Annotated in this window: 18 protein-coding genes, 2 tRNA genes and 1 pseudogene; 11 read left to right on the forward strand and 10 right to left on the reverse strand. The window is 66.6% G+C overall.

The genetic code is table 11. The features are described from left to right. Positions 1 to 9: 9 nt before the first annotated feature. A complete protein-coding gene (locus B3D50_RS02565) occupies positions 10 to 1,008 on the forward strand; it encodes a 4-hydroxyproline epimerase (protein ID WP_286949279.1) in 999 nt (332 codons plus the stop codon). Between the two features lie 84 nt (positions 1,009 to 1,092). Next, positions 1,093 to 1,779: a GntR family transcriptional regulator gene (locus B3D50_RS02570; RefSeq protein WP_286949281.1), complete on the forward strand. Its 687-nt coding sequence runs from the start codon at positions 1,093 to 1,095 to the stop codon at positions 1,777 to 1,779. A 21-nt stretch (positions 1,780 to 1,800) separates the two neighbouring features. Here the strand turns inward: B3D50_RS02570 and B3D50_RS02575 are convergent, their stop codons facing one another. Both B3D50_RS02575 and B3D50_RS02580 read right to left on the reverse strand, forming a co-directional pair. Continuing rightward, positions 1,801 to 2,682: a sulfite exporter TauE/SafE family protein gene (locus B3D50_RS02575; protein ID WP_286949282.1), complete on the reverse strand. Its 882-nt coding sequence runs from the start codon at positions 2,680 to 2,682 to the stop codon at positions 1,801 to 1,803. 198 nt (positions 2,683 to 2,880) lie between these two features. Then, the gene (locus B3D50_RS02580; protein ID WP_286949283.1) at positions 2,881 to 3,528 is read right to left on the reverse strand and encodes an HAD-IB family hydrolase; all 648 of its coding nucleotides are present in this window, start codon (positions 3,526 to 3,528) and stop codon (positions 2,881 to 2,883) included. A gap of 195 nt (positions 3,529 to 3,723) precedes the next feature. Between B3D50_RS02580 and clpX the strand changes: the two genes are divergently transcribed. From clpX to B3D50_RS02600, 4 genes and pseudogenes are all read left to right on the forward strand, one after another. Beyond that, complete coding sequence (gene clpX / locus B3D50_RS02585) at positions 3,724 to 4,992, forward strand: ATP-dependent Clp protease ATP-binding subunit ClpX (RefSeq protein ID WP_003164573.1); 1,269 nt, start codon at positions 3,724 to 3,726, stop codon at positions 4,990 to 4,992. Between the two features lie 274 nt (positions 4,993 to 5,266). Then, the gene (lon, locus tag B3D50_RS02590) at positions 5,267 to 7,666 is read left to right on the forward strand and encodes an endopeptidase La (RefSeq protein ID WP_286949284.1); all 2,400 of its coding nucleotides are present in this window, start codon (positions 5,267 to 5,269) and stop codon (positions 7,664 to 7,666) included. 100 nt (positions 7,667 to 7,766) lie between these two features. Continuing rightward, positions 7,767 to 8,060 (forward strand): annotated as a pseudogene (locus B3D50_RS02595) (HU family DNA-binding protein); the annotation flags it as partial. Between the two features lie 46 nt (positions 8,061 to 8,106). After that, positions 8,107 to 8,183: transfer RNA gene (locus B3D50_RS02600), tRNA-Val, on the forward strand. A gap of 19 nt (positions 8,184 to 8,202) precedes the next feature. Here B3D50_RS02600 and B3D50_RS02605 read toward each other — a convergent pair. The 3 genes from B3D50_RS02605 to gltX form a co-directional block, all read right to left on the reverse strand. Further along, positions 8,203 to 8,592, reverse strand: a complete 390-nt coding sequence (locus B3D50_RS02605; RefSeq protein WP_286949285.1) for a cupin domain-containing protein — start codon at positions 8,590 to 8,592, stop codon at positions 8,203 to 8,205. Positions 8,593 to 8,731: 139 nt separating this feature from the next. Then, complete coding sequence (gene gltA / locus B3D50_RS02610) at positions 8,732 to 10,033, reverse strand: citrate synthase (RefSeq protein ID WP_269298076.1); 1,302 nt, start codon at positions 10,031 to 10,033, stop codon at positions 8,732 to 8,734. Positions 10,034 to 10,100: 67 nt separating this feature from the next. After that, positions 10,101 to 11,516, reverse strand: coding sequence for a glutamate--tRNA ligase (gene gltX / locus B3D50_RS02615; protein ID WP_286949286.1), 1,416 nt, complete (start codon positions 11,514 to 11,516; stop codon positions 10,101 to 10,103). A gap of 58 nt (positions 11,517 to 11,574) precedes the next feature. Between gltX and B3D50_RS02620 the strand changes: the two genes are divergently transcribed. Next, positions 11,575 to 13,668, forward strand: a complete 2,094-nt coding sequence (locus B3D50_RS02620) for a ComEC/Rec2 family competence protein (RefSeq protein ID WP_286949287.1) — start codon at positions 11,575 to 11,577, stop codon at positions 13,666 to 13,668. 178 nt (positions 13,669 to 13,846) lie between these two features. Here B3D50_RS02620 and lexA read toward each other — a convergent pair whose 3' ends face one another. The 3 genes from lexA to B3D50_RS02635 all read right to left on the reverse strand — a co-directional run bounded on the left by lexA (position 13,847) and on the right by B3D50_RS02635 (position 20,164). Next, positions 13,847 to 14,551 carry a transcriptional repressor LexA gene (gene lexA / locus B3D50_RS02625; RefSeq protein ID WP_003164579.1) on the reverse strand — a complete coding sequence of 235 codons (705 nt, stop codon included), beginning with the start codon at positions 14,549 to 14,551 and terminating at the stop codon, positions 13,847 to 13,849. 121 nt (positions 14,552 to 14,672) lie between these two features. Further along, positions 14,673 to 16,769: a S9 family peptidase gene (locus B3D50_RS02630; protein ID WP_286949289.1), complete on the reverse strand. Its 2,097-nt coding sequence runs from the start codon at positions 16,767 to 16,769 to the stop codon at positions 14,673 to 14,675. A 116-nt stretch (positions 16,770 to 16,885) separates the two neighbouring features. After that, positions 16,886 to 20,164, reverse strand: a complete 3,279-nt coding sequence (locus B3D50_RS02635; RefSeq protein ID WP_286949290.1) for an autotransporter outer membrane beta-barrel domain-containing protein — start codon at positions 20,162 to 20,164, stop codon at positions 16,886 to 16,888. Between the two features lie 298 nt (positions 20,165 to 20,462). Between B3D50_RS02635 and B3D50_RS02640 the strand changes: the two genes are divergently transcribed. Beyond that, positions 20,463 to 21,713, forward strand: coding sequence for a glycosyltransferase (locus B3D50_RS02640; protein ID WP_286949291.1), 1,251 nt, complete (start codon positions 20,463 to 20,465; stop codon positions 21,711 to 21,713). A gap of 153 nt (positions 21,714 to 21,866) precedes the next feature. On the opposite strand, the gene B3D50_RS02645 is transcribed toward B3D50_RS02640, so the two are convergent. Both B3D50_RS02645 and B3D50_RS02650 read right to left on the reverse strand, forming a co-directional pair. Then, positions 21,867 to 21,943, reverse strand: a tRNA-Asp gene (locus B3D50_RS02645). Between the two features lie 93 nt (positions 21,944 to 22,036). Further along, positions 22,037 to 23,653 (reverse strand): AbgT family transporter, encoded by a 1,617-nt coding sequence (locus tag B3D50_RS02650; RefSeq protein WP_269298088.1) that lies wholly within the window; start codon positions 23,651 to 23,653, stop codon positions 22,037 to 22,039. A gap of 209 nt (positions 23,654 to 23,862) precedes the next feature. On the opposite strand from B3D50_RS02650, the gene B3D50_RS02655 reads away from it, so the two are divergent. From B3D50_RS02655 to B3D50_RS02665, 3 genes are read left to right on the forward strand one after another with little or no spacing between them, the layout of a single operon-like run. After that, a complete protein-coding gene (locus B3D50_RS02655) occupies positions 23,863 to 24,240 on the forward strand; it encodes an NADH-quinone oxidoreductase subunit A (RefSeq protein ID WP_286949292.1) in 378 nt (125 codons plus the stop codon). After that, positions 24,210 to 24,809, forward strand: a complete 600-nt coding sequence (locus B3D50_RS02660) for a NuoB/complex I 20 kDa subunit family protein (RefSeq protein WP_087141646.1) — start codon at positions 24,210 to 24,212, stop codon at positions 24,807 to 24,809. Before B3D50_RS02655 ends, B3D50_RS02660 begins: the two co-directional genes overlap by 31 nt. After that, on the forward strand, positions 24,806 to 25,429 hold the full coding sequence (locus B3D50_RS02665) for an NADH-quinone oxidoreductase subunit C (protein WP_286949293.1): 624 nt from the start codon (positions 24,806 to 24,808) through the stop codon (positions 25,427 to 25,429). The genes B3D50_RS02660 and B3D50_RS02665 overlap by 4 nt, the downstream gene beginning before the upstream one ends. Positions 25,430 to 25,438 lie beyond the last annotated feature (9 nt).

Genomic DNA, 25,438 nt, shown 5'->3' on the forward strand with positions numbered 1-25,438 from the left:
GGACACTGAATGCGCGACATCTTCTTCTGCATTGACGGTCATACCGCAGGCAACCCGGTTCGCCTGGTCGCCGGCGGCGCGCCCCTGTTGTCAGGGGCGAGCATGGCCGAGCGGCGGCTGGATTTCCTCAGCCGCTATGACTGGATCCGCACCTCACTGTGCTTCGAGCCTCGCGGCCACGACATGATGAGCGGCGGCTTCCTGTATCCGCCGACCCTGCCGGACGCGGACGCGGGCATATTGTTTATCGAGACCAGCGGCTGCCTGCCTATGTGCGGCCACGGGACCATCGGCATGATCACCTTCGGCATTGAGCATGGCCTGATCCGGCCGCGCACGCCGGGGCGGCTGAAGGTCGAGGTTCCGGCGGGCGTTCTGGACATCGCCTATGAGACCGAGGGCGATCGCGTGACCTCGGTGCGTATCCGCAACGTCCCGGCTTATCTGGCGGCGGAAGGGATCGAGATCGACGTACCGGGCCTCGGTCCGCTGAGCGTCGATGTCTCATACGGCGGCAACTACTACGCCATCGTCGAGCCGCAGGGCGCCTATACCGGGCTGGATGATCTGGGCGCCAGCCGCATCATCGAACTGAGCGGTCTGGTGCGCGAGCGGGTGCGGGCGGCTTTCCATCCGGTCCACCCGGACGAGCCGTCGATCAACGGCGTCAGCCATGTTCTTTGGGCCGACAGGCCGAAAGGGCAGGGCGCCGACGGCCGCAACGCCGTCTTCTATGGCGACAAGGCCATCGACCGCAGTCCGTGCGGCACCGGCACCTCGGCGCGGCTGGCCCATCTGCACGCCAAGAGGCGACTGAAGGTCGGCGACGCCTTCGTCCATGAAAGCTATATCGGCAGCCGCTTCATCGGCCGGGTCGAGGCCGAGACGACGGTGGGCGACTACAAGGCGATCGTGCCTTCCATCGAAGGATCGGCCGTCGCGACCGGCTTCAACACCATCTGGGTGGATCGTCGCGATCCCTTCTGGGCCGGCTTCCAGGTGGTCTGACGTATTCCACATCGCAATTGCGGCCTTTGCGGGTTATGGCTGGGCTGGGCGACCGGCCCAGCCTTTCCGACCTGATGAAACCGCATGGCCGCATCTCCGCTTGAAGTCCGCACCCTGTCCGACCGCCTGATGGAGGTGGTGCGCGACATGATCCTGTCGGGGGCGATCGCGCCGGAGGTGCCGATCCGGCAGGACGCTCTGGCGGCCGAACTGAACGTATCCAAGATTCCCCTGCGCGAGGCTCTTGTGCGGCTGGAGCAGGACGGTCTGGTGGTTTCGCACGCCAACCGGGGCTTCTTCGTGCGCGGCATGAGCGCCGCCGAGGCCGAGGAAATCTACGAACTGCGCCTGAAGTTGGAGCCGGACGCGGCGGCCCAGGCCTGTCTCGTCGCTGACGACGCCCAGCGCGCGACGGCCCAGCGCGTGCTGGCCGAACTGAACGCCGCCGCAGCCGCCCAACTGCCTAGCGTCGGGCCGTTGAATCGCGCCTTCCACATGGCCCTGGTGCAGCCGGGCCAACGGGTGCTGACGGCCGAGATCACGGCGCGCCTGCACGTCATGGCGGACCGCTATGCCCGCAAGCACCTGGAGCACAAGGGCCGTCATCTGACGGCCGAGGCGGAGCACCTGGAGATTCTGCACGCATGGCTGGCTCGCGACGCTGACGCCGTGCGCCGCCTGGCTAACGCGCATCTGGAGCACACCCTGCGCGACCTGCGCGAGGAGTTCGAACTCGAAGCGGCCGAGGCGGGACGCAAGCGCGCCTCCTGACCGAGGGGGCCGGTCGGAGGCTCAGGTCTCCTTGATGTGTGCGGCGGTGGGACGCGCCGATTTCAGGGCGGTCGTCAGCAGGCTGGCGGCGGCGTAGAGGACCACCGCCACCACGCCCCAGCGCAGCACTGTCAGCGGCAGGGAGGTGATGACGAAGGCGGCCAGCAGCACGGCCGGTATCCCGCCGATCGCCATGCCCAGCACCAGCCGCAGGTCGATGCGCTCGCTCCTGATGAAGCGTAGGCTCGACACCGGCATCAGGAAGGCGCAGGCGCCCATCATGATGGGAAAGGCCGCCGTCGGGTTCATCCCCATTAGGCTGAGCATGATCAGGGACGGTGCATAGAGGCCGATGCCGAAGCTCATCAACGCGCCCATGACCAGGTGAGCGAGGACGGCGACGATGAACAGGTTTCCCCCTAGTGACACCGCCTCGCCGCCCGCGGGCATCAGGTTCAGATTGGTCATGGCGTAGAGGGCGGCGGCGATCAGCAGGGCCGCGCCGACCACCATCTGCACCGCCCGCACCGGCAGGCGCAGCACGATGGGCGCGCCGATCACGGCGCCCAGGATCGAGGCGCCGATACAGGCGATCAGCAATACCGGATCGACCTGGACCAGCTTCATGAACACCAGCCCCTGCATCACCGTGGGCAGGCAGTGGCCCGCGTTCAGCACCGCGGGCAGGAAGCTGTCGGGAACCAGCTTGCGGAATCGCAGCCAGGCGGTCGTCGGCGCGAAGGAGCCGATGCCCAGGGCGTCGAAGAAGTTGGCGACCGCGCCGATGGCCACGCCCTCGGCCTTGGGCCTGAGCTCGCCGCGCGCCCTGGCGGTGCGGACCAGTTGTAGGGCGTAGTAGGCGGCCAGCAGCGCCAGCGCCGTCAGCAGAACGGCTACGATCATGTTTTCCCTCCCCCGAGGTCCCGCCGTCCTTGCCGAACGGTCTGAACCGAAGAAAAACACGGCTAAAAATCAGATACAATATACGTTAGAATTTTCGACGCTGCTTGGCCGGCCTCGGCCCTAGCGCGCCGGGCATTCTGATGGTCGGGCTGGGGCCGAGGCTGGGCGCTGGGCGCCCCAGCTTCTTTCAAGCTGTGGTCAGGGGCGGGCGGTGAAGACGCGGTAGCCCTTCTCCTCGGCCGCCGCGATCATCTGAGCGTCGCCCGAGGTGTCGCCATAGGCGGCGGCCAGCTGCATGTCCGAGCCGTAGACGGCGCGCAGGCGGTGCATCTTCTCTTCGCCCCGGCAATTGCCGCCGACGAAGGTTCCCAGCACGCGATTCTGCTCGTCAAAGGCCAGGCGGGTGCCGATCAGGTTCTCGGCCCCCAGCCTGCGGGCGAAGGGAGCGACGGTGGTTTCGGGCGAGGCGGTGACGATGACGCGGTGGGCGCCGCGACGGCCCCAGTCTTCCCATGTCGCCAGGGCGTCGGGGCGCATGAAGCGCGGCCAGATCTCAGCGGCGAAGCGTTCGGCCTCGGCCTCCAAGGCCTTGCGGTCTGCGTCCATCAGGAACTCGCGCACCGAGGCGACCTTGATCCGGCCCCGGTCGCGGTCGCCCAGATAGCCGAAGACGGCGGGGATCAGGCGCGTCAGGCCCTGGACCCAGCGCAGGGGCCCGGCCCGCCATTTTAGGAAGCTGGTGAAGCTGTCGCGAATCGTCAGGGTGCCGTCGAAGTCGAAGGCGACGATGGCCTGGCCGGGGGCAGGGGACTGGTGAAAGGCTTTTTCGCTTCCCATGTCAGACATTAGCCGTGATCCCCATATTATCTGTCCTGTCCCTCCCCGAAGCGCGTTGCAGCGCCGCAACGGGGTTGTGGCGGAACGTGTGATGGGTGATTGTCATTTTTTGAAGACCTTCGATGATAGATTCCCTGGATCGATCGTGAAGGAAGCGCCTTTCGTCCCAATGTCGGGGCGGATTGCGGATAGTGAGAAGGGTCTATGACCAAAGCCGCCGGCACAGACGCCAAAAGCACGCTCTACTGCTCGTTCTGCGGCAAGAGCCAGCACGAAGTCCGCAAACTGATCGCCGGACCGACCGTCTTCATCTGTGATGAATGCGTCGAACTGTGCATGGACATCATACGTGAAGAGCACAAGATCGCCTTCAAGACCTCCAAGGACGGCGTGCCCACGCCCAAGGAGATCCGCGACGTCCTCGACGATTATGTGATCGGCCAGAGCCACGCCAAGAAGGTGCTGAGCGTCGCCGTCCACAACCACTACAAGCGCCTGAACCACGCGACGAAGAACAACGACGTCGAACTGGCCAAGTCGAACATCATGCTGATCGGGCCGACCGGCTCGGGCAAGACGCTGCTGGCCCAGACGCTGGCGCGCATCATCGACGTGCCGTTCACCATGGCCGACGCCACGACCCTGACCGAAGCCGGCTATGTGGGCGAGGATGTCGAGAATATCATCCTGAAGCTGCTTCAGGCGTCGGACTACAACGTCGAGCGGGCCCAGCGCGGCATCGTCTACATCGACGAAATCGACAAGATCTCGCGCAAGTCGGACAACCCGTCGATCACCCGCGACGTGTCGGGCGAAGGCGTGCAGCAGGCCCTGCTGAAGATTATGGAAGGCACCGTCGCCTCCGTGCCGCCGCAGGGCGGGCGTAAGCATCCGCAGCAGGAGTTCCTGCAGGTCGACACCGCCAACATCCTGTTCATCGTCGGCGGCGCCTTCGCCGGCCTGGAGAAGGTGATCTCGGCGCGCGGCGAGGGGGCCTCGATCGGCTTCGGCGCCAAGGTCAAGGAGATTGACGAGCGTCGCACCGGCGAAATCCTCAAGCAGGTCGAGCCTGACGATCTGATGCGCTTCGGTCTGATCCCCGAGTTCATCGGTCGTCTGCCGGTCCTGGCGACGCTGGAAGACCTGGACGAGGTCGCGCTCATCAAGATACTGACCGAGCCGAAGAACGCCTTGGTCAAGCAGTACAAGCGCCTGTTCGAGATGGAGAACGTGACGCTGACCTTCACCGACGACGCCCTGTCGGCGGTGGCCAAGAAGGCGATCACCCGCAAGACCGGCGCCCGCGGCCTGCGCTCCATTCTGGAAGGCGTGCTGCTGGAGACCATGTTCGAACTGCCCACCTATGAGGGCGTCGAGGAAGTCGTGGTCAACGCTGAGGTGATCGACGGCAAGGCCCAGCCGTTGCTGATCTATTCGGAAACCAAGAAGAAGACGGCCGACGGCGCCGCCTGACGTTGAGGTCCGATCCAAACGAAAAGGGGCGGCTCGCCACGGGCCGCCCCTTCATCGTTTCAGGGACGCCCTAGGCGTCGGCTGAAATCACACGCTTTTTCACGCTTCTGTGGGCCGCCGCCCCGTTACGCTTGAACCGCGTCCAGACAGAACCACATACTCACACGAAAGCCGCTCAAAAATAGCGGGTCGAGTCGAGACGAGGCGGCAGTCACGCCAAGTCGGATCGGTTCGGCGGGTCTGAGATTCACGAAGGCCCCGGAAAGTACGCATCATGACCGAGAGCAAAATCCTCCCTGTCCTGCCGCTGAGAGACATCGTCGTCTTTCCGCACATGGTCGTGCCCCTGTTCGTCGGGCGCGAGAAGTCCGTGCGCGCCCTCGACGAGATCATGAAGGGCGAGAAGCAGATCCTGCTCGCCACCCAGAAGAACTCTGTCGACGACGATCCGGCGACGGACGCCATCTATTCGACCGGCGTGCTGGCGACGGTGCTGCAGTTGCTGAAGCTGCCGGACGGCACCGTGAAGGTGCTGGTCGAAGGCAAGTCGCGCGCGCGCCTGACCCGCTTCACCGACCGTGAGGACTACTACGAAGCCGAAGCCGTCGAGATCGACGACGAAGCCGGCGATCCGTCGCAGAGCGAAGCCCTGCTGCGCGCCGTGATCGAGCAGTTCGAAAACTATGTGAAGCTGAACAAGAAGGTTCCGCCCGAGGCCCTCAGCGCCATCCCCCAGATCACCGATCCGTCCAAGCTGGCGGACTCGGTCGCCGCCCATCTGTCGGTCAAGATCGCCGACAAGCAGGCCCTGCTCGAAACCGTGGTCATCCCGACCCGGCTGGAGAAGGTCTATGGCCTGATGGAAGGCGAGATCAGCGTCCTGCAGGTCGAGAAGAAGATCCGCAGCCGCGTGAAGCGGCAGATGGAGAAGACCCAGCGCGAATACTATCTGAACGAGCAGATGAAGGCGATCCAGCGCGAGCTGGGCGAGACCGACGACGCTCGCGACGAACTGCTGGAGCTGGAAAAGCGCATCAAGAAGACGCGCTTGTCCAAGGAGGCCCGCATCAAGGCCGAGGCGGAGCTGAAGAAGCTGCGCAACATGTCGCCGATGTCGGCGGAATCGACCGTGGTGCGCAACTATCTCGACTGGCTGCTGTCGATCCCGTGGTCCAAGACCAAGCCCAAGCCCATCGACCTGCAAAAGGCCGAGGACATCCTCGAAGAGGATCACTACGGCCTGGAGAAGGTCAAGGAACGGATCATCGAGTATCTGGCCGTTCAGGCGCGCACCGGCAGCCTGAAGGGGCCGATCCTGTGCCTTGTCGGCCCTCCCGGCGTCGGCAAGACCTCGCTGGCCCAGTCCATCGCCAAGGCGACGGGGCGTGAATACGTCCGCATGTCGCTGGGCGGCGTGCGCGACGAGGCCGAGATCCGGGGCCACCGCCGGACCTACATCGGCTCCATGCCCGGCAAGATCATCCAGTCGATGAAGAAGGCGAAGACCACCAACGCCTTCGTCCTGCTGGACGAGATCGACAAGCTGGGCGCCGACTGGCGCGGCGACCCGTCCTCGGCCCTGCTGGAGGTGCTGGACCCGGCCCAGAACTCGACCTTCGGCGACCACTATCTGGAGGTCGACTACGACCTGTCGCCGGTGATGTTCGTCACCACGGCCAACAGCCTGAACATGCCCCAGCCCCTGCTGGACCGCATGGAGATCATCCGCGTCTCGGGCTACACCGAGGACGAGAAGGTCGAGATCGCCAAGCGCCACGTCCTGCCCAAGCAGCTCAAGGACCACGGCCTGAAGGACGGCGAACTGATCGTCCCTGACGAGACGATCCGCGACCTGATCCGCTACTACACGCGCGAAGCGGGCGTGCGGTCGCTGGAACGCGCCCTGGGCGGTCTGGCCCGTAAGGCGGTGCGCGAGATGGCCAAGACCAAGGCCGCCTCGATCACCGTGGATGCGGCCAAGCTGGCCGAATACGCGGGCGTGAAGAAGTTCCGCTATGGCGAGACGGACGCGGAAGATCAGGTCGGCATCGTCACCGGCCTGGCCTGGACCGAGTTCGGCGGCGACATCCTGACCATCGAGGCCCTGAAGATGCCGGGCCGCGGCCGCATGACCGTGACCGGCAACCTGAAGGAGGTCATGAAGGAGTCGATCTCGGCGGCGGCGTCCTACGTCCGCAGCCGCGCCCTCAGCATTGGCGTCAAGCCGCCGGTGTTCGAGAAGACCGACATCCACGTCCACGTTCCCGACGGCGCCACGCCCAAGGACGGCCCCTCGGCCGGCGTGGCCATGACCGTGGCCATGGTGTCGGTCCTGACCGGCATCCCGATCCGCAAGGACATCGCCATGACCGGCGAGATCACCCTGCGCGGCCGGGTCACCGCCATCGGCGGTCTGAAGGAGAAGCTGCTGGCGGCCCTGCGCTCGGGCGTGAAGACCGTCTTGATCCCGCAGGAGAACGAGAAGGATCTGGAGGACGTGCCCGAAAACGTGAAGGCGGCCCTCGAGATCGTGCCCATCTCCACTGCCGACGAGGCGCTGAAGTGGGCCCTGACGGGCACGCCGACCCCGGTCGAGTGGGACGAGGCGGCCGAGCCGATGACGCCGACGCCGCCCGCCCCGACGGCGGGCGAGGGGGCCAGCGTCAGCCACTGACGCCGGGTCTCTGATCTGATGAAGGAAGGCGGTTCGGGGCGACCCGGACCGCCTTCTTTTTGACCCGCCCGCCGACAGAGGCTTAAGTGCGCGCTTCGTTTCGCGAGGGGAGCCGCAGATGACCAAGACGGAACTGATCGGCCGCATGGCCGAGGCGGCGGGCATCAGCCGCGACCAGGCCAAGCTGGCCCTGGAAGCCTTCACCGATCAGGTGACCGGTTCGCTGGTCCAGGGGCGCGATGTGCGGCTTGTCGGCTTCGGCAGCTTCGTCGCCGTCGATCGCAAGGCGGGCGTGGCCCGCAATCCTCAGACCGGCGAAGAGATCGCTCGTCCGGCCTCGCGCACCGCGCGCTTTCGCCCCGGCGAAGGGTTGAAAAGCGCCTTGAACGGCTGACCGTCACAGGGCATGAAGCCTGTCCCGATGATGAGTCGGATGATGTGGGCGGCTAGCTCAGCTGGTCAGAGCATCTCGTTTACACCGAGAGGGTCGGCGGTTCGAACCCGTCGCCGCCTACCACTCCCTTTATCTTGAGATCCTATTCCGACGTCGTGCCGTCGAAATGCTCTTCGGCTTCGTCGGCCTTGGTCGGGTGGATCACGTCGTGGCGGTGCTCGGGCGGGCCGTACAGGGTGTAGAGCTTCAGCGGCTCGGTCCCGGTGTTGATCAGGTTGTGACGGGCGCCGGCGGGCACGATGATGCCGGATTCGGCTTCTGCCGGGCGTGACAGGCCGTTGATCACGATCTGGCCCTGGCCCTGTTCGATGCGGAAGAACTGGTCGTGGCCCTCGTGGACCTCTTCGCCGATCTCCTCGCCGGGCTGGAGCGTCATCAACACCAGTTGCAGGTGACGGCCGGTGTAGAGCACCCGGCGATAGTCCTCATTGTCGAGCGTCGCGCGCTCGATGTCGTCCAGATAACCTTGCATGTCGTCTTCCTTGTTGATGATGGGCAGGGGGCTACCTTAGCCGGGGTTCATGGCTGCTGCGCGTTGATCTTGCGCAAGACCAAGAAAAAACGCCGGAGCTTGCGCCCCGGCGTTTCTGCATCTTGCGTCGTGCGACGGCTTAGCCGCGCTGAGCCAGCGGCACGTAGTCGCGCTCGGTCGGGCCCGTGTACAGCTGACGCGGACGGCCGATCTTCTGCGACGGATCGGCCATCATTTCCTGCCACTGGGCGATCCAGCCCACGGTGCGCGCCAGGGCGAACAGCACGGTGAACATGGTGGTCGGGAAGCCCATGGCCGACAGGGTGATGCCCGAATAGAAGTCGACGTTCGGGAACAGCTTGCGCGAGGTGAAGTACTCGTCCTGCAGGGCGACGGCTTCCAGTTCCTTGGCGACCTGGAACAGCGGGTCGTTCTCGCGGCCCGTGGCGGCCAGCACTTCATAGGCCGACTGCTGCATGACCTTCGCGCGCGGATCGTAGTTCTTGTACACGCGGTGGCCGAAGCCCATCAGCTTGTACTTGCGCGCCTTCACGCCCTCGATGAACTCGGGGATGCGGTCCGGGGTGCCGATTTCCTTCAGCATGTTCAGCGCCTCTTCGTTGGCGCCGCCGTGCGACGGGCCCCACAGGCAGGCGATGCCGGCGGCGATACAGGCGAAGGGGTTGGCGCCCGACGAACCGGCCAGACGGACGGTCGAGGTCGAGGCGTTCTGCTCGTGGTCGGCGTGCAGGATGAAGATGCGGTCCATGGCGCGCACCAGGGCCGGGTCGACGTGATAGTCCTCGGCCGGCACGGCGAAGCACATGCGCAGGAAGTTCTCGGCGTACGACAGGTCGTTGCGCGGCGAGATGAAGGGCTGGCCGATGTGGTACTTGTACGCACGGGCCGCGATCGTCGGCATCTTGGCGATCAGGCGGATGGCCGAGATGTTGCGCTGGACCGGGTCATGAATGTCCAGGCTGTCGTGATAGAAGGCCGACAGGGCGCCGACGGTGCCGACCATGATCGCCATCGGGTGGGCGTCGCGGCGGAAGCCCTCGAAGAAGCGGTCGAACTGGGCGTGCAGCATGGTGTGGCGCGTGACGCTCTGCTCGAACTCTTCGAACTCGGCGGCGTTCGGCAGTTCGCCGTGCAGCAGCAGGTGGCAGACTTCCAGGAAGTTGGACTTGGAGGCCAGTTGGTCGATGGGGTAGCCGCGGTGCAGCAGCACGCCTTCATCGCCGTCGATATAGGTCAGGCCCGATTCGCAGGCCGCCGTGGAGGTGAAGCCGGGATCGAAGGTGAAGGCGCCGGTGCCGCCGTACAGCTTGCGGATGTCGATGACGTCCGGGCCGGTCGAGCCGGAGAGGACGGGAAGCTCAATGGACTTGTCCTGATAGGACAGGGTCGCCGAGCCGGCGGGTTTCGCTTGTTCAGTCATCTAGGCCCCTTGTTCTTCTTTCGACCGGCGCGCGGGGAGGCGGGCGGCCTGAGTTGGTTATGGGTGATCACTTAGTCTGTTGCAGCGCATCATCCAAGCGTCCGAGACTTTCGTCGCGCCCGAGAGCGCAAAGAGTGCGTGCGATATCCGGCGACGCCGAGCCGCCCGTCAAGGCAGCGCGCATGGAAGGCCCTATTTTTCCGAATCCTACGCCCTCTTCTTCGGCAAAAACCTTAAGTTCGGCTTCCAGGGCGAAGACGTCCCAGCTCTGGAAAAGACCTAGCCGTTCACGCAGTCGTGAAATTCGCTGACCGCTTTCGCCTTGCAGCAAACCGGCCGATTTCTCGTTCAACGCGAGCGGACGCGCCTGCAACACGAATGCCGTTTGATCGGCCAGTTCGGGGATGGTCTTGGCGCGATCCTTGACGAAAGGCATGGCCCGCAGAAGCCGCTCCTCGTCGTCCGGCTGCAACGCGCGGCCGCGCGCCAGATGGGCGTCCAGGGTCAGTTTGGCCAGGCGATCGTCGTCGGCCAGGCGCAGCCAGTGGGCGTTGACGTGGGCCAGCTTGTCGAAGTCCAGGCGGGCAGGGGCCTTGTTGACGCCGGTCAGGTCGAACCAGGCCAGCGCCTGCTCGTCGCTGAACAGTTCGTCATCGCCGTGCGCCCAACCCAGGCGGGCCAGATAGTTGCGCATGGCCTCGGGCAGATAGCCCATGTCTGCGTATTCGTGCACCGCCTGGGCGCCGTGGCGCTTGGACAGCTTGGCGCCGTCCGGGCCGTGGATCAGCGGGATGTGGGCGAAGGTCGGTCGCGTCCAGCCAAGCGCGTCGTAGATCAGGCTCTGGCGGGCGGCGTTGTTCAGGTGATCGTCGCCGCGGATGACGTGGGTCACGCCCATGTCGTGGTCGTCCACCACCACGGCCAGATTGTAGGTCGGCGCCCCGTCCGAGCGCAGGATGACCAGGTCGTCCAGCGATGCCGATTCCCAGCGCACGGTTCCCTGCACGGCGTCATCGACCGCGACGGCCTGATCCAGCGGACGGCGGAAGCGCACCGTGTGCGGCTTGGTCAGATCGTCGACGCTCGGCTCCCGGTCGCGCCAGGGCGAGACGAAGTCGCGGCCTTCAGCCTTGGCCTGGTCGCGCAGGGCCGTGGTCTCGTCGGCGGTCAGGAAGTCGCGATAGGCGTGGCCGGTCGCCAGCAGTTCATTGACCACGTCGCGGTGGCGGTCGGCGCGGGCGAACTGGAAGACCGGCTCTTCGTCGCCGAACAGTTCGAGCCAGGACAGGCCGTCGAAGATGGCCTTCACCGCCTCGTCGGTCGAACGTTCGCGGTCGGTGTCCTCGATGCGGATCAGGAATTTGCCGCCGCGTCCCTTGGCGTACAGCCAATTGAATAACGCAGTTCTCGCCCCGCCGATATGCAGGTAGCCTGTGGGCGAGGGGGCGAAGCGGGTGACGACGGTCGAGGAAGGGGAGGTCATAGAGGCAGGGTCCATAGGGCAGGGTCTTATACGCCCGCCCGTGGGGAAGCGAACCCTTGTGGCCCGGTTAATTGACAGTCTTCGCGATGACGTGCGGGCGCAGGCGGATCGCTGGCCCTTGTGGTCGTCCGTCTGTTTCGGCGCAGGGTGCGCCGCCTATTTCGTGCTGAAGGATGAGCCGGAGACGTGGCCGCTGGCGGCGGCGGCCTTCGTGCTGCTCTGCATATGGATCGTCGGGCGGGCGCGGGGCTTGCCGCGTTGGGGGACTCTGCTTCTGTTGATGCTGGCCTGCTTCGGCGGCGGGCTGGCGGTCGCCAAACTGAGGGCCGAGGCCGTGGCGGCGCCGATCGCGCCTGCGGACATGAAGCCTACGCAGCTTGAAGGCTGGGTCATGGATGTAGAGTCGCCGGGCCAGAACGGCGCCCGCGTCGTCGTGGCGCCGGTGAAGGTGCGCGGACTGGCGCCTGAGGCGACGCCCGAGCGATTGCGGGTCACGGTGAAGGGGACGCCGCCGCCGCCCGGCGCGGCGATCCGCGTCTTCGGCATCCTGAATCCGCCGCCGCCGCCCGCTAGCCCCGGCGCCTATGACTTCGGCCGCAACGCCTATTTTCAGGGCATGGGCGGGACGCTGTTCGCCCTGGGACCGACGCGCGCCGCCGATCTGGCGCCGCCGCCTTGGCGGGTGCGGATGGCGATGAAGGTCAACGCCGTGCGCTACGCCCTGGCCGAGCGGATCGTGGCGCGGCTGGGCGAGCGGACCGGCGGGGTGGCGGCGGCCATGACTACGGGGCACGAGACCTGGATCCAGAGCCCGGACCTGGACGCCATGCGGGATTCGGGACTGGCGCACATCCTGTCGATCTCGGGCCTGCACATGGCGGTCGTGGGGGGCTTCGTCTTCTTCGCGGCGCGCCTGCTGGTCGCGGCCTGGCCGTGGCTGGCGTTGCGCGTGTCAGGCAAGAAGGTCGCGGCGATCGCGGGCCTGATCGCCGTCGGGACGTATCTGGTGATCTCAGGCGCGCCGCCGCCGGCCGAGCGAGCGGCGGTCACGGCCTCCATCGCCTTTCTGGCGGTATTGGCGGACCGGCAGGCCGTGACGATGCGGGCGCTGGCGGCAGCGGCCTTCGTCGTTTTGTTGCTGCGGCCCGAGGCCGTGGTGACGCCGGGGTTCCAGATGTCCTTCGCAGCGACAGCGGCCTTGGTGGCGCTGGTCGAGGTCTGGCCGCGCCGCATCCGAGAGTTCGCCGCGCCCTGGCCCATCGTCGCCGTGCAACGGTTCGGCAGTTGGCTGCTGGCCGCCTGCGCCGCTAGCCTGGTGGCGGGCATGGCGACGGGACCGTTCGCCATGCAGCATTTCAATCGCACGGCCGTCTATGGACTGATCGCCAATCTGGCGACGGCGCCGCTGGCGGACTTCATCATGATGCCCGCGCTGGCGCTGGGCGCGGCGCTGGAGCCGTTGGGCCTGGGCGCGCCCTTCCTGTGGCTGGCGGGCAAGTCGGTGGATGTCATGCTGGCGATCGGTCACTGGGCGGCGGGTCTGCCCGGCGCGGTTCAGGCGATCCCCAGCGCCCCGGCGGAGGCGCTGCCGGTCGCCTTCCTGGGCATACTGTTCATGTGCCTGTGGCGCGGACGGTGGCGCTGGCTGGGCCTGCCGTTTGCGGCGGCGGTGCTGATCTGGCCACGCCCGGTGCCGCCGGATGTCTGGATCGGCGACGGCGGAGCGAATGCGGCGTATCGGCAGGGGAAGCAGGCGGTCGTGATGCGGCCCGCGGTGCGCCAGTTCGCCAGCGATCTGTGGTCCCGGCGGCGGGGGCTGGAAGCGGTGGGGCGACCGGGCGAAGGCTGGACCTGCAAGCGGTCCTTCTGCGCGCCGGAGGGCGAGGAAGGCGCGCTGGCCCTGTGGTGGGGCAAGGCGTCGCCTAGCGAGCCGCAGATGGATCAGATGTGCCGCAGCGCCGAGGTGGTCAGCGTACGAGCCGTGGTCGCGGTCCTGCCGCCTTCATGCGAGGGGCGGCTGGTGCTGGACGGCGCGGATCATGCGCACGGCGATTCGGTGGAGCTGTGGCGGGATGAAGCCGGCGGCTGGCGCGCCCTGTGGGCGGCGGAGGTGCGGGGGCGGCGGCCGTGGAGCGGGGGCGGTTCGGAGTAGGCGCCTGCCCTAAATACCCGCTCATCCCGGCGGAGGCCGGGATCCAGTGCTTTGGCTTCAAGCGGGGCCGTTTGAAATCTGCGCGTGCTCTTGGCTTCCTCTGACCAGCGATAGCGCGTGTGGCTCTTATCTGGATCCCGGCGGAGGCCGGGATGAGCGGGGATGGGGGAGAGCCCCCTCAGTGATACCGGCGCAGCAGGCCGACCAGCTTGCCTTGAACCTCGACCTGATCTGGGCCGAAGATGCGGGTCTCATAGGCGCTGTTGGCGGGCTCGAGCGCGATGGACTGGCCCTTCTTGCGCAGGCGCTTCAGCGTGGCTTCCTCGCCTTCGACCAGGGCGACGACGATCTCGCCGGAGGAGGCGTTCTCCACCCGCTTGATGATGACGGTGTCGCCGTCGAGGATGCCGGCCTCGATCATGGAGTCGCCTTCGATCTCGAGCAGGTAGTGCTCGCCCGCGCCCAGCATGGCTTCGGGGACGGGCAGGCGCTCGCGTTCGTGCTGGATGGCGGCGATGGGGGTGCCGGCGGCGATCTTGCCCAGCAGGGGCAGGTCGCGCACGTCGTTGGCGGCCTCGGCGACGGCGGGGCGAGGGTTCAGGCCGCCGCCCTGGATCACGTCGGGCTTGAAGGGTGCGCGTCCCTTGGCCGGCGCGGCGGTCGTCGCCTGCTCCGGCAGCTTCACCACCTCCAGTGCGCGGGCGCGGTGGGCGAGGCGGCGGATGAAGCCGCGTTCCTCCAGCGCCGTGATCAGGCGGTGGATGCCCGACTTGGACGCCAGATCCAGCGCCTCCTTCATCTCGTCGAAGGACGGCGAAACGCCCGTCTCCCGGATGCGCTCATGAATGAACATCAGGAGTTCGTGCTGTTTCTTCGTGAGCATGGCGCAGAATCCAGAACAAGGCGTGAACCGTTGGTGATGTTCTGTAAGTGTTCTGGTTAAAAGTCAACTAACGCCACGCTGAACCCCGCGCCCGCCGCATGACGGGCGCGGGGACGGGTTTTTATTGCGCCGAGGCGGCCGGGGCGCCGTCCTTGTAGCGCTCGAACCACTCGATGATGGCGTTCATACGGGCCGCGTTCTGGGACGGGCGGACGGCCAGGCTGTGGCCGACGCCGGGGATCTTCACCAGGGCCGTGGGCACGCCGCGCAGTTGCAGGGCGGTGTAGTACTGCTCCGACTCGCTGACGGGGGTGCGATAGTCCTCGTCGCCGACGACGACCATGGTCGGGGTCTTGACGTTGCCTACCAGCGACAGCGGCGACCGGCGCCAGTAGGCTTCCGGGTTCTCCCAAGGATATTCGCCGAACCAGTAGCGGGCGAAGAAGGCCGGATTGTCGGCCGTCAGGACGAAGCTGGCCCAGTCGATGACCGGCTTCTGGACGACGGCCGCCTTGAAGCGGTCGGTCTTGCCGACGATCCAGCTGGTCAGCACGCCGCCGCCCGAACCGCCGGTGACGAACAGCCTGTTCGGGTCGGCGATTCCCTGAGCGATGACGGCGTCGACGCTGCTGATCAGGTCGTCATAGTCGTTCGACGGATAGTTGTGGTGGATCAGGTTGGCGAACTCGTCCCCATAGGAGGTCGAGCCGCGCGGGTTGACCGACAGCACCGCATAGCCCGCAGCAGCGAACAGCTGGTTGTCGGTGGCGAAGTGCGGGCCGTAGGCGGCGAACGGGCCGCCGTGGATCTCCAGCACCAGCGGATAGCGCTGGCCCTCGACATAGTCGGCCGGCAGCGTCAGCCAGCTTTCGATCGCGCGTTGATCGTGGGAGGAGGCGACCTGGATGCGGCGCACCTCGCCCAGGCGGCGGGCGCTGAGGAAGTCGGCGTTCAGGCGGGTCAGCTGGGTGCTGCGGCCGCCCTTCAGGACGTGGACGTCGGCCGGACGCGCAGGCGTGCCGCGCGTATAGGCGATGGCGCCGTCGTCGGCCACGGTGAAGCCGCCGCCGGTGTAAGGGCGGCCGAAGTCGTCGCCGGTCAGATCCTCGATCAGGGTGGTGACGGCGCCGTCCATCGACACGCGGGCGACCTTGGTGCGGCCCTGGTCGTCATAGGCGACATAGACCGAGCGGCCGTCGTGGCTCCACACCGGGGACTGGACCGACCTGTCGAGGCTCTCGGTCAGGACGCGGCTGTTCGAGCCGTCAGCGTCCATCACATAGAGGCGGGTGTTGTGATAGCCCATCCGCTTGTCGTCATAGCCGAGGTAGGCGATGCGGCGGCCGTCGGGCGAGGCGACGGGGGCGTTGTCCGGCCCGGCGCGGCTGGTCAGCGCCGTCAGGCCGCCGGTCTGGACATCCAGGGCGAAGACTTCGCTGTCGGCGGCTTCGCGCTGCCAGTCGGGGCGACGGTTGGCGCTGAGGTAGAGGGTGCGAGAATCGGCCGACCATGACAGGCCGCCGCCGTGGTGGAAGTCGCCGTGCGTCAACTGGCGCGCGCCGCCGCCCTGAGACCCGACGACGAAGACGTGGCGGAAGCCGGGTTTCAGATAGCCCTGACCGTCGGAGCGGTAGGAGACGCTGTCGATGATCTCCAGCGGCGGCGCCCACTGGGCGCCCTCCGGCTTGACCAGCGGCGAACCGATCTTGGGCTTTTCGCCGGGAACCAGGACGGAATAGGCCAATTGCTCGCCGTTGGGCGACCAGCTGACGCTGGACGGGGTGTTGGGCAGGTTGGTGACGCGGACCGATTCGCCCGACGCCATCCAGCGCACGAACAATTGCGGCGCGCCGCCCTCGGCGCTGGAGATGTAGGACAGGCGCGTACCATCCGGCGACCAGCGCGGCTGGCGATGCGAACCGGTCGAGGCGATCAGGGGCGAATGACGGCCGGTCTTGACGTCGATCAGCCAGATGGTGGGACGCATCCGGTCGATCATGATGTCGGCCGTCTGGCGGACATAAGCGATCTGCCCGCCGTCCGGGCTGATCTGGGCGTCGGAGGCGACCTCCATGCCGAACAGGTCTTGCGCGGTGAACAGGCCGCGGTCAGCGGTCGGCAGGCTGGGCGCGGCGGCTGTCTGGACGGCGGTTTGCGCCATCGCGGGCGCGTGGGCGCTGAGGATCAGGGCGCAGGCCGCCCAGGCGAACTTGTTCATATGAAACCCCCTCTGGTTTGGAGGGATCATAGAAAGGCGCGAGGGGGCGGCAAGATAGGGAAAGGGCCGCCGGAACGAATCCGGCGGCCCTTTTTCATTCGCGTTCCGAAGAAAAGTCAGAACTTGAAGCTGGCCCGCAGCAGCAGGGTGTAGCGGACGTAGTCTTCCAGCAGTTCGGCGTCGCCGGTGATGGCCAGCATGCCCAGATCGTTGCCGACGTTCAGACGGAAGCCCAGGATCGGACCGCCGCCCTCGATGCTGGCGGGCGTCAGGGTGAAGGCGTCGCCGCCCGAAGCCAGGCGGGCGATGGTGGTCCCGGCGTCGACCGAGAAGTTCTGACGCCAGCCCAGACGGACCTCGGGGCGGATCCAGCCGTCCTTGCCGAAGCCGTAGCCGATGTTCACCGCGGCCACGCCCGAGAAGATGTGACCGTCGCGTTCGTCGATCTTCAGATCGAAGCCGTCGCCGCCGCCCTTTTCGGTGCGGGCGTCTTCGCTCAGCGAGAAGTACTCGACATAGGCTTCGGGACGGATGTTCAGGCGGCCGAAGTGACGCTCGTACGACGCGCCCCCGGCGGCGGCCAGGGTCAGGCCGTGCCAGTCGGACTCGTTCTTCAGATTGATGCCGTCGGCGACCAGTTTGCGCGTGGCGCTGAAGGAGGCGTAGCCGCCGGCCGCGCGCGCCCAGGTCGTCCAGTACTGGCCTTGGGCGCGCCAGTAGAGGCCCAGCTCCAGCAGGTTGGCCGACAGGACTTCTTCAGCCGCCGCTTCGGGGTCTTCCAGATCCGACGAGGTGAAGGCCGCCGTCAGGCCGAAGGCGCCCATGTCGGTCCCGCGCTCGACGCCGCCCGCCAGGCCGAAGCCTTCCGAACGGAAGCCGTAGGTGTCGGTCTTGTCCTTGTCGGCGTAGAAGTTGATCTCCTGCACCCAAGCGCTGGTTTCGCCCGGCGCCGCGGCGGCGTTGCGGCCGGTCAGGGCGCGGGTCACGGCGTCGACGCCGCTGGCCAGCGACAGCAGCGGGCCGCCCGAGTGGTCAGGCAACAGCTGCTGATAGATGTTGAAGAAGCCGTCGCGGTCCGTCTGGTTCAGCATGGCCGCGCGGATCAGCTCATTATCGGCCAGGCCGGCGTAGAGCACGTCATAGGCGGCGGCCTCGGCCTTGATCATGCCGGCCTCTTCCGCCGTGCGGCGACGGGCGTCGACCGTCAGCTTGCCGGCGGCGTCGTCGACGTTGGCCTTGACCACGAAGGCGTAGGGCGAGTTGGACTGAAGCGCGTCCTGGTCGATGGCGCCGACGTTCAGGTCGCCCGCCTCGATGATGGTGAAGGACGTCGGATCCTGGATCAGGGAGTTGAAGCGAACGCCCAGACCCGCGCCGTCGGCCAGGTCGGCGCTGCCGCTGACCTTGAAGCCGCCGTTGGCATTGTTGGCGGGGTCCAGGGTGACGATCAGATTGCCCTCGGCGCCGACGTTCAGGTCGCTGACCTGAAGCTGCCCCGTGTGGCGCGCATCCAGAGTGCCCTTGGAGACGTCGATGTCCAGTTGGCCGTCGCCGTTGGACAGCTTGCCGGTCACCACGGCGCCGCCGCTGATGGACAGGCGGTCGGCGCCGGTTCCGAAGGAGATGTCGCCGGTCACCGTGCCGTTGCGGATGTCCAGCACATCGGCGCCCGAACCCAGGCGGATGTCGCCGCGGATGGCGGGTTCATTGGCGTCGGGCACGCCGTCCTTGTCGGCGTCCGGCAGCTTATGGTCGGGAATGACCACGCCGTCCTGCACCAGGGTGACGCCGGTGCTGTTGGCGCTGACGTCCACGGCGATGGCCGACCCGGTCTGAGCCACGTCCTTTTCAGGGTTGGCGACCGCCAGAATCCTGCCGGTGTTGTTGATCGAAGTCAGCGTGCCTGATTCATCGCGCACGGCGACGGCGTCGCTCTTGGAGCCGTTCACGCCCGCCGACAGGGTGCCGGAGTTGCTGAGCGAAGAGACGTTGGCGCCTTGAGTGATCAGCACGCCCGCGGCCACATTGGCCTCGGAACCCGCCGAGACGCTCTGAATCGTGCCGGAGTTGACGATGCTGGGAACCCTCGCGCCCGCGCCGACCAGCACGCCGGTGCTGTCGCCGGTGTTCGCCGTGGCGGTGATCGTGCCCTGGTTCTTCAGGCCGCCGGCCAGGCTGACCGTCTGGCCCGTGCCGCCGATCTGAACGGCGGCGGCGTCGACGTTCTTGTAAACGCCGGCGGCCTCGATGGCGCCGCGGTTGATCAGCGCATAGGCGTTGTCGCCGGTTCCGGCCGCGCCCAGTGCGATGGCCTTATCCGTCGAGCCGACCAGCAACGCCGGCGCGCCGCCGAAGGAGCGGATGGAGGCCGTTGTTTCCTGAGCGTCGGGAATGCCGTCGCCGTCGCGGTCGTCGTCCTCGCGGTTCTTCTTGCCGTCGCCGTCGTCGTCCTCGTCGCCGTTTTTGACGCCGTCGCCGTCGTCATCGCCGTCGATGCCGCCGGCCCCATAGGACGGCGCAGTGTCGAACAGAACGCCCTTGGCGACGTCGCCCGCGATGCGGACAGCCGGGCCGCCTTGCAGCAGGTCGTCGGCGTCCAGGTTCTCGAGATAGGTCGCGCCTTCACGGGGTTGGCCGGTCGTCGGCTTGGCCGGCGGCGCCGTGGTGTAGCGATAGCCGGTGCTGGTGACGGCCCCTTGAATCTTGACCGCGCCGTCGACGGCGCCGTCGATGGCGACGCCGACCGCGTTTTCGCCGACGGCGGCGACGCTGCCCAGGAGGGTGACGTCGCCCGTGACGTCGCCGGTCGTATGGATGCCGTAGGTGTCATTGCCGACGACGCTGATCTGGCCCTGGCTGAAGAGGTTGCCGGTCAGCGGGGCCTCGACGGTCAGGGCCGACGAATTGTTGCCCTCGACCTTGATCGAACCGGACGATTCGATGCGGATGTTTCCGACCAGCGGGGCCGAGCCCGTGACGCGGACGCCGTGACGATTCGTGCCGTCGGCGAACGGGCCGTCCAGGTCGCCGTCCTTGTCGTCGTCCTTATACTCCTCGATGGAGTCCGTGATGTTGATGGTGCCGCCGATGGTGACGTCGCCGGTGTTGCCGCCGTTGACCAGGACGCCGGTAGCGCCGTCGGCGGCCTTGAGCATGTCTATCTTGGACCCGGCGTCCAGCTTCACGTCATTGCTGGAATTCAGCGTCACGGCGGCGCCCGAGGTCACGGTGATCGAACCGCCGTTGGCGAGCCGAACGTCGTCGGGAGCGCCGTTGTTGGCGGTCGCGGTGCTGATGGGCGTCGTCCGCCCGTTGGAGATGACCTGTTCAGCCTGAACGCCGGAAGCGACCAGCAGGGGAGCGATCGCAACGGCGCTCGCGAGCAAGATACGCATTCGTAAGAAACCCCTCGTGGTCGCACGCGCAAGGATTGAAGGCGACCCTCCTATCAGGGTCCACGCCCGCATGCCCCAAGTTTCTCGAATTTGAGGCGAATGCAAGACCGGCCGTAGGGAGATCAACCTGAACGGCAGATGAAAAGCGGCGGCGGGCGACTGGAAAGCAGCGGCCTCTTGAGCGTGACGGTTGCAAGCGGTAGGGGCCGAAAAGCACGGGAAGATTAACCGGGCCCGTCGCATCCAAAGCCGGAGCTTTAGCGTTAGCGTGAAGAACGACAGGCAGAAGGTCCACCGCATGAGCACGAGCCATATCGACGTCCAGGAAAGCGAACTGAGGCTGTTTCCCGGCCTGGACGAAGAGGTGGCCGACACCTTGCGGGCGATGAAGGCGGCCGCCGCTGATTCCCGCCCTCGCCTGGTCGACACCACTATGCTGTTTGCGCCGCGCTCCGGCGGGGTGAAGCGCTATCTGCTGTCGAAGAAGACTTGGCTGGAGGCCAATCGGCCGGGCGTGGCGCACAATCTTGTCGTGCCGGGCGCGGGGTATAAGGCGGAGCCGGACGGCGTCGTTCGTCTTCAGGCGCCCAAGCTGCCGTTCGGCGACGGCTATCGCTGGCCCAGTTCCGTGCGCCGCTGGGGCGCCTGGGTGTCGTCGCTCAACCCCTCGCTGATCGAGGCGGGCGACCCCTATACGCCGGGTCAGGGCGCGCTGGAGGCGGGCCAGAGGGTCGGCTGCCCGGTTGTCGGCTTCTGCCACTCGGACCCGGCGGCGCTGGCGGCGCTGCATTTCGGCGAATGGGCCAAGAAGCCGGTCGAGAAGCGCTGGGCCAAGCTGTTCTCGCAATTCGATCGGGTCGTCTCTCCCAGCCGATTCATCGCTCAGCGCCTGGAAGAGGCGGGCGTGGGCGACATTGTGATTCGTCCCCTGGGCGTCGAGGTCGACACCTTCCACCCGGATCGCCGGGATCGCGACTGGCTGTTGAAGCGGCTGGGACTGGGCGCCGACGCCCGACTGCTGTGCTTCGCCGGGCGTCCGGCCAAGGAAAAGAATGTCGGCGTCCTGATCGACGCGGTGCAGCGGCTGGGCGCGCCCTATCATCTGGTGCTGGTCGGCGCGGGGGCGGGGATGCCGCCCGAGGATCGGGTCATCTCCCTGCCGTATGAGAAGGATCCGCGCGCCGTGGCCCGCATCATCGCCAGCTGCGACGCCTTCGTGCACGCCAACGACAAAGAGCCGTTCGGCCTGATCGTGCTGGAGGCCATGGCCTGCGGCCGGGCCGTGGTCGGCGTCAATGCGGGCGGCGTCGCCGAGACGGTGGACGAGAGCGTGGGCCAGTTGGCCGCCTCGGCTGATCCGGTCGATTACGCCGAGGCCATTGAGGCCCTGTTCGCGCGCGACGTGGAGGCTCTGGGCCAGGCGGCGCGGGTCAAGGCGGTCGAGCAGTTCGCCTGGAACCGCGTGTTCGAGGATCTGACCATGCTTTACGGCGAACTGACCGGGAAGGCCGCGTTCGTCACGCCGCAAGAGGCGCTTCCGATCAACTAACCGTCTGCTGTCGCCGCCCTCGGGCTCGTCCCGAGGGCTTGAGGCCGGACATGGCGGAACAGACGCGCGAAAGCTGCGTCTGCGATCAATCTCGATTTTCTGAGAGAGGAGAGGGAAGGGCTGTGCGCCACTCCCTCAGATCCCTGAGAGGAGTGGCGCGAGTGACGGGGCTCGAACCCGCGACCTCCGGCGTGACAGGCCGGCACTCTAACCAACTGAGCTACACCCGCGTTCCCGTCCGAAGCGCTGTGCGCCGCGGCGAGGGGCGTCGTTTAGGCGGGGCCGCGCCGCACGTCAAGCGACGCGGCTGTGGATAAATCAAATCATCTCGCCGAGGGGGCTGCGGCGGCCTGCGGCGGGGCTACGGGACCGGCGATTCCGCCGTCTGCGGGCAGTTGCGACGCCGTGGCGGGCGGCGGCGGTTCGTAGTGGACGCCCACGCCCGGCCCCAGCGGCAGATCCAGCGCCACCCAGGACGCCACCATGATCAGGCCTGCGATCAGGAAGGCGCCGGCGTAGGGCAGCATGGTCGCCATCAGCGAGCCCAGGCCGAACTTCGGATCCCAGCGCTGGGCGAAGGTCAGGATCAGCGGGAAGTAGCTCATCAGCGGCGTGGCGATGTTGGTGACGGAATCACCCATGCGATAGGCGGCGGTCGTCATCTCGGGGCTGATGCCCAACAGCATGAACATGGGCACCACGATGGGCGCCAGGGCCGACCACTTGGCCGAGGCCGAGCCGATGAACAGGTCGAAGATGCAGGACACCAGCACCACCACGATCAGCAGTAGCGGCGTCGGCAGGGCCAGTTCGCGCAGGGAGGCCGCCGCATTGACCGCCAGGATCGGCCCCAGACCCGACCAGTTGAACATGGCGACGAAGTGGGCGGCGAAGAAGGCCAGGACGATATAGGGGGCCAGTTGGCTGATCCCCTCGCGCATCATGCGAACCAGATCGTGGTGGGTCTTGATCGAGCCTGAGCCTGCGCCGAAGGCCGCGCCCGCCATGAAGAAGGTCAGGGCGAAGAAGGCGACCAGAGAGCGGTACAGGGGATTGAAGCGCTGCTCCGGCTCGGCGTCGGCGTCGACGAAAGGCGAGCCGGGCAGGAAGGTCACGGTCGCCCAGACGGCGATCATGGCCAGGATGGTCAGGCCCGCCCAGGCCAGGCCGCGCTTTTCAGCGGCGGTGAGGGGCGTCTTCTCCTCGGCGGCGACCGGGGCGGCGTTGTGCGGAATCCAGGCGCCCAGGCGCGGCTCGATCACCCGATCGGTCAGGAACCAGACGATGGGGGTGAAGACGAACACCACCCCGACGATGAAGAACCAGTTGCCGGCGATGCTGACGGCGTAGGACGGATCGATCAGGTGGGCGGCGGGCTCGGTGATGCCCAGGATCAGGGCGTCGCTGGCGCCGGGGAACAGATTGCCCGCATAGCCGCCCGAGACGGCGGCGAAGCCGGCGGCCAGACCGGCCAGCGGGTGACGGCCCGCTGCGGCGAAGATGACGGCGGCCAGCGGAATCACCACGACATAGGAGGCGTCCGAGGCGTGGTGCGACACCATGCCGGTGATCACCACGATCGGCGTCAGGATGAAGCGCGGCGCGTTCAGCAGCGCGCCTCGGATCGCCGTGGAGAACAGGCCTGTCCGTTCGGCCACCGAGGCGCCGTAGATGATGGTGATGACGATCCCCAGCGGCGGAAAGTCGGCCAGGGTGCGCGGCATGCCGATGAAAAGCCGCTCCAGATTGGCGGGCGACAGCAGGCTTTGCGCCTGCAGCACCTCGCCCGTCACCGGATTGACCGCGGACCAGCCCAGGCCCGCGCCGACCAGGCTCAAGGCCACCAGGCCCAGGATCAGCCATAGGAATAGGAAAACAGGATCTGGCAGCCGATTGCCGATGCGTTCGATTGAGTTCAGCAGGCGGGCGGCCAGGTTCATGCGCAAGCTCTCGGCTGTGTTGAAGGCGATGACGCATTTCGCGGATCAACGGCATAGGAGGCAATCATGCGGCCTGCGGCAAATCGCCCAAAAAACTGCGAACCGTTCGCAATAAAAAACCTTTGCCGACATGGGTTTGAACCCTGGCGAGGTTGGGTCTAAGAAGCCCCGAATCCGCCCCCTACCTCCCGGCGGGCGAGGCAGCTCGAATGAACGAATTTCTTCTAGAATATCTTCCGATCGTCGTTTTCCTGGGCATCGCCATCGTGCTCGGCGCCGGCTTCATGCTGGCGGCCTGGGTGCTGGCCCCCAAGAACCCCGACACCGAGAAGCTCTCGGCTTATGAGTGCGGCTTCAACGCCTTTGACGACGCGCGCATGAAGTTCGACGTGCGGTTCTATCTGGTGTCGATCCTCTTCATCATCTTCGACCTTGAAATCGCCTTCCTGTTCCCGTGGGCTGTGTCGATGTTCCACCTGTCGCACGGCGGCATGGTCTTCGCCTTCTGGTCGATGATGGTCTTCCTGGGCGTCCTGACGGTCGGCTTCATCTACGAATGGAAGAAGGGAGCCCTGGAATGGCAGTGATCGCCCCCTCCAGTCCTCTGGTCCCCGCCGGCTCGGCTGCGCGTTCGACCGTCGAGGGCTATGATCCCAAGATCCACGACAAGTTCTTCGAGTCCGTCAATACGGAGCTGGGCGAGCGCGGCTTCCTGACGACCTCGCTGGACGACGTCATCACCTGGGCCCGCACGGGTTCGCTGATGTGGATGTCGTTCGGTCTGGCCTGCTGCGCCGTCGAGATGATCCACCTGTCGATGCCGCGCTTCGACCTGGAGCGTTTCGGCACCGCCCCGCGCGGTTCGCCGCGCCAGTCGGACCTGATGATCGTCGCCGGCACCCTGACCAACAAGATGGCTCCGGCCCTGCGCAAGGTCTATGACCAGATGCCGGACCCCCGCTACGTCATCTCGATGGGCAGCTGCGCCAACGGCGGCGGCTATTACCACTACAGCTACAGCGTCGTGCGCGGCTGTGATCGCGTGGTGCCGGTGGACGTTTACGTTCCGGGCTGCCCGCCGACCGCCGAGGCCCTGCTGTACGGCATCCTGCAACTGCAGAAGAAGATCCGCCGCACGGGGACCATCGAGCGATGAGCGAACTGGTGCGCGTTGCGGAGCGCGAATCCGCCCTGACGCCTCTGGGCACGGAGATGGTCGCGGCGCTCGGCGTCGAGGCTGTGGTGGCCTATGGCGAACTGACCCTGATCGCCCAGCGAGAGAAGATCGTCGAGGTCATGACGGCCCTGCGCGATCAGTTCGGCTTCCAGCAGTGCATGGATGTATGCGGCGCCGACTACCCCGACCGCGCCGATCGGTTCGAGGTCGTCTATCACCTGCTGTCGCTGACGCGCGCCGCGCGCGTTCGCGTCAAGGTGTCGACCGATGAGATCAAGCCGGTCCCCAGCGTATCGTCGGTCTATCCGTCGGCCGGCTGGTTCGAGCGTGAAGCCTTCGACATGTACGGCATGATCTTCTCGGATCACCCGGACATGCGCCGCATCCTGACCGACTACGGCTTCCAGGGGCACCCGCTGCGCAAGGACTTCCCGATGACGGGCTATGTCGAGGTCCGCTATGACGAAGAGCAGAAGCGCATCGTCTATGAGCCGGTGAAGCTGACGCAGGAATTCCGCAACTTCGACTTCCTGTCTCCGTGGGAAGGCGCCGACTATCCGACCGTCCTGCCGGGCGATGAAAAGGCGGGAGCGCAGTAATGGCCGACG

The sequence above is a fragment of the Brevundimonas sp. UBA7507 genome (assembly GCF_002478355.1).
Classification (GTDB): domain Bacteria; phylum Pseudomonadota; class Alphaproteobacteria; order Caulobacterales; family Caulobacteraceae; genus Brevundimonas; species Brevundimonas diminuta_D.

Coding starts and splice junctions, on each gene's coding strand:
- lexA (WP_003164579.1), bottom strand. CDS start 14,551: ATGCTCACGAAGAAACAGCACGAACTCCTGATGTTCATTCATGAGCGC.
- B3D50_RS02605 (WP_286949285.1), bottom strand. CDS start 8,592: ATGCAAGGTTATCTGGACGACATCGAGCGCGCGACGCTCGACAATGAG.
- B3D50_RS02655 (WP_286949292.1), top strand. CDS start 23,863: ATGAACGAATTTCTTCTAGAATATCTTCCGATCGTCGTTTTCCTGGGC.
- gltA (WP_269298076.1), bottom strand. CDS start 10,033: ATGACTGAACAAGCGAAACCCGCCGGCTCGGCGACCCTGTCCTATCAG.
- B3D50_RS02665 (WP_286949293.1), top strand. CDS start 24,806: ATGAGCGAACTGGTGCGCGTTGCGGAGCGCGAATCCGCCCTGACGCCT.
- B3D50_RS02660 (WP_087141646.1), top strand. CDS start 24,210: ATGGAAGAAGGGAGCCCTGGAATGGCAGTGATCGCCCCCTCCAGTCCT.
- B3D50_RS02640 (WP_286949291.1), top strand. CDS start 20,463: ATGAGCACGAGCCATATCGACGTCCAGGAAAGCGAACTGAGGCTGTTT.
- gltX (WP_286949286.1), bottom strand. CDS start 11,516: ATGACCTCCCCTTCCTCGACCGTCGTCACCCGCTTCGCCCCCTCGCCC.
- B3D50_RS02575 (WP_286949282.1), bottom strand. CDS start 2,682: ATGATCGTAGCCGTTCTGCTGACGGCGCTGGCGCTGCTGGCCGCCTAC.
- B3D50_RS02635 (WP_286949290.1), bottom strand. CDS start 20,164: ATGCGTATCTTGCTCGCGAGCGCCGTTGCGATCGCTCCCCTGCTGGTC.
- B3D50_RS02580 (WP_286949283.1), bottom strand. CDS start 3,528: ATGTCTGACATGGGAAGCGAAAAAGCCTTTCACCAGTCCCCTGCCCCC.
- B3D50_RS02630 (WP_286949289.1), bottom strand. CDS start 16,769: ATGAACAAGTTCGCCTGGGCGGCCTGCGCCCTGATCCTCAGCGCCCAC.
- B3D50_RS02565 (WP_286949279.1), top strand. CDS start 10: ATGCGCGACATCTTCTTCTGCATTGACGGTCATACCGCAGGCAACCCG.
- B3D50_RS02570 (WP_286949281.1), top strand. CDS start 1,093: ATGGCCGCATCTCCGCTTGAAGTCCGCACCCTGTCCGACCGCCTGATG.
- B3D50_RS02650 (WP_269298088.1), bottom strand. CDS start 23,653: ATGAACCTGGCCGCCCGCCTGCTGAACTCAATCGAACGCATCGGCAAT.
- lon (WP_286949284.1), top strand. CDS start 5,267: ATGACCGAGAGCAAAATCCTCCCTGTCCTGCCGCTGAGAGACATCGTC.
- clpX (WP_003164573.1), top strand. CDS start 3,724: ATGACCAAAGCCGCCGGCACAGACGCCAAAAGCACGCTCTACTGCTCG.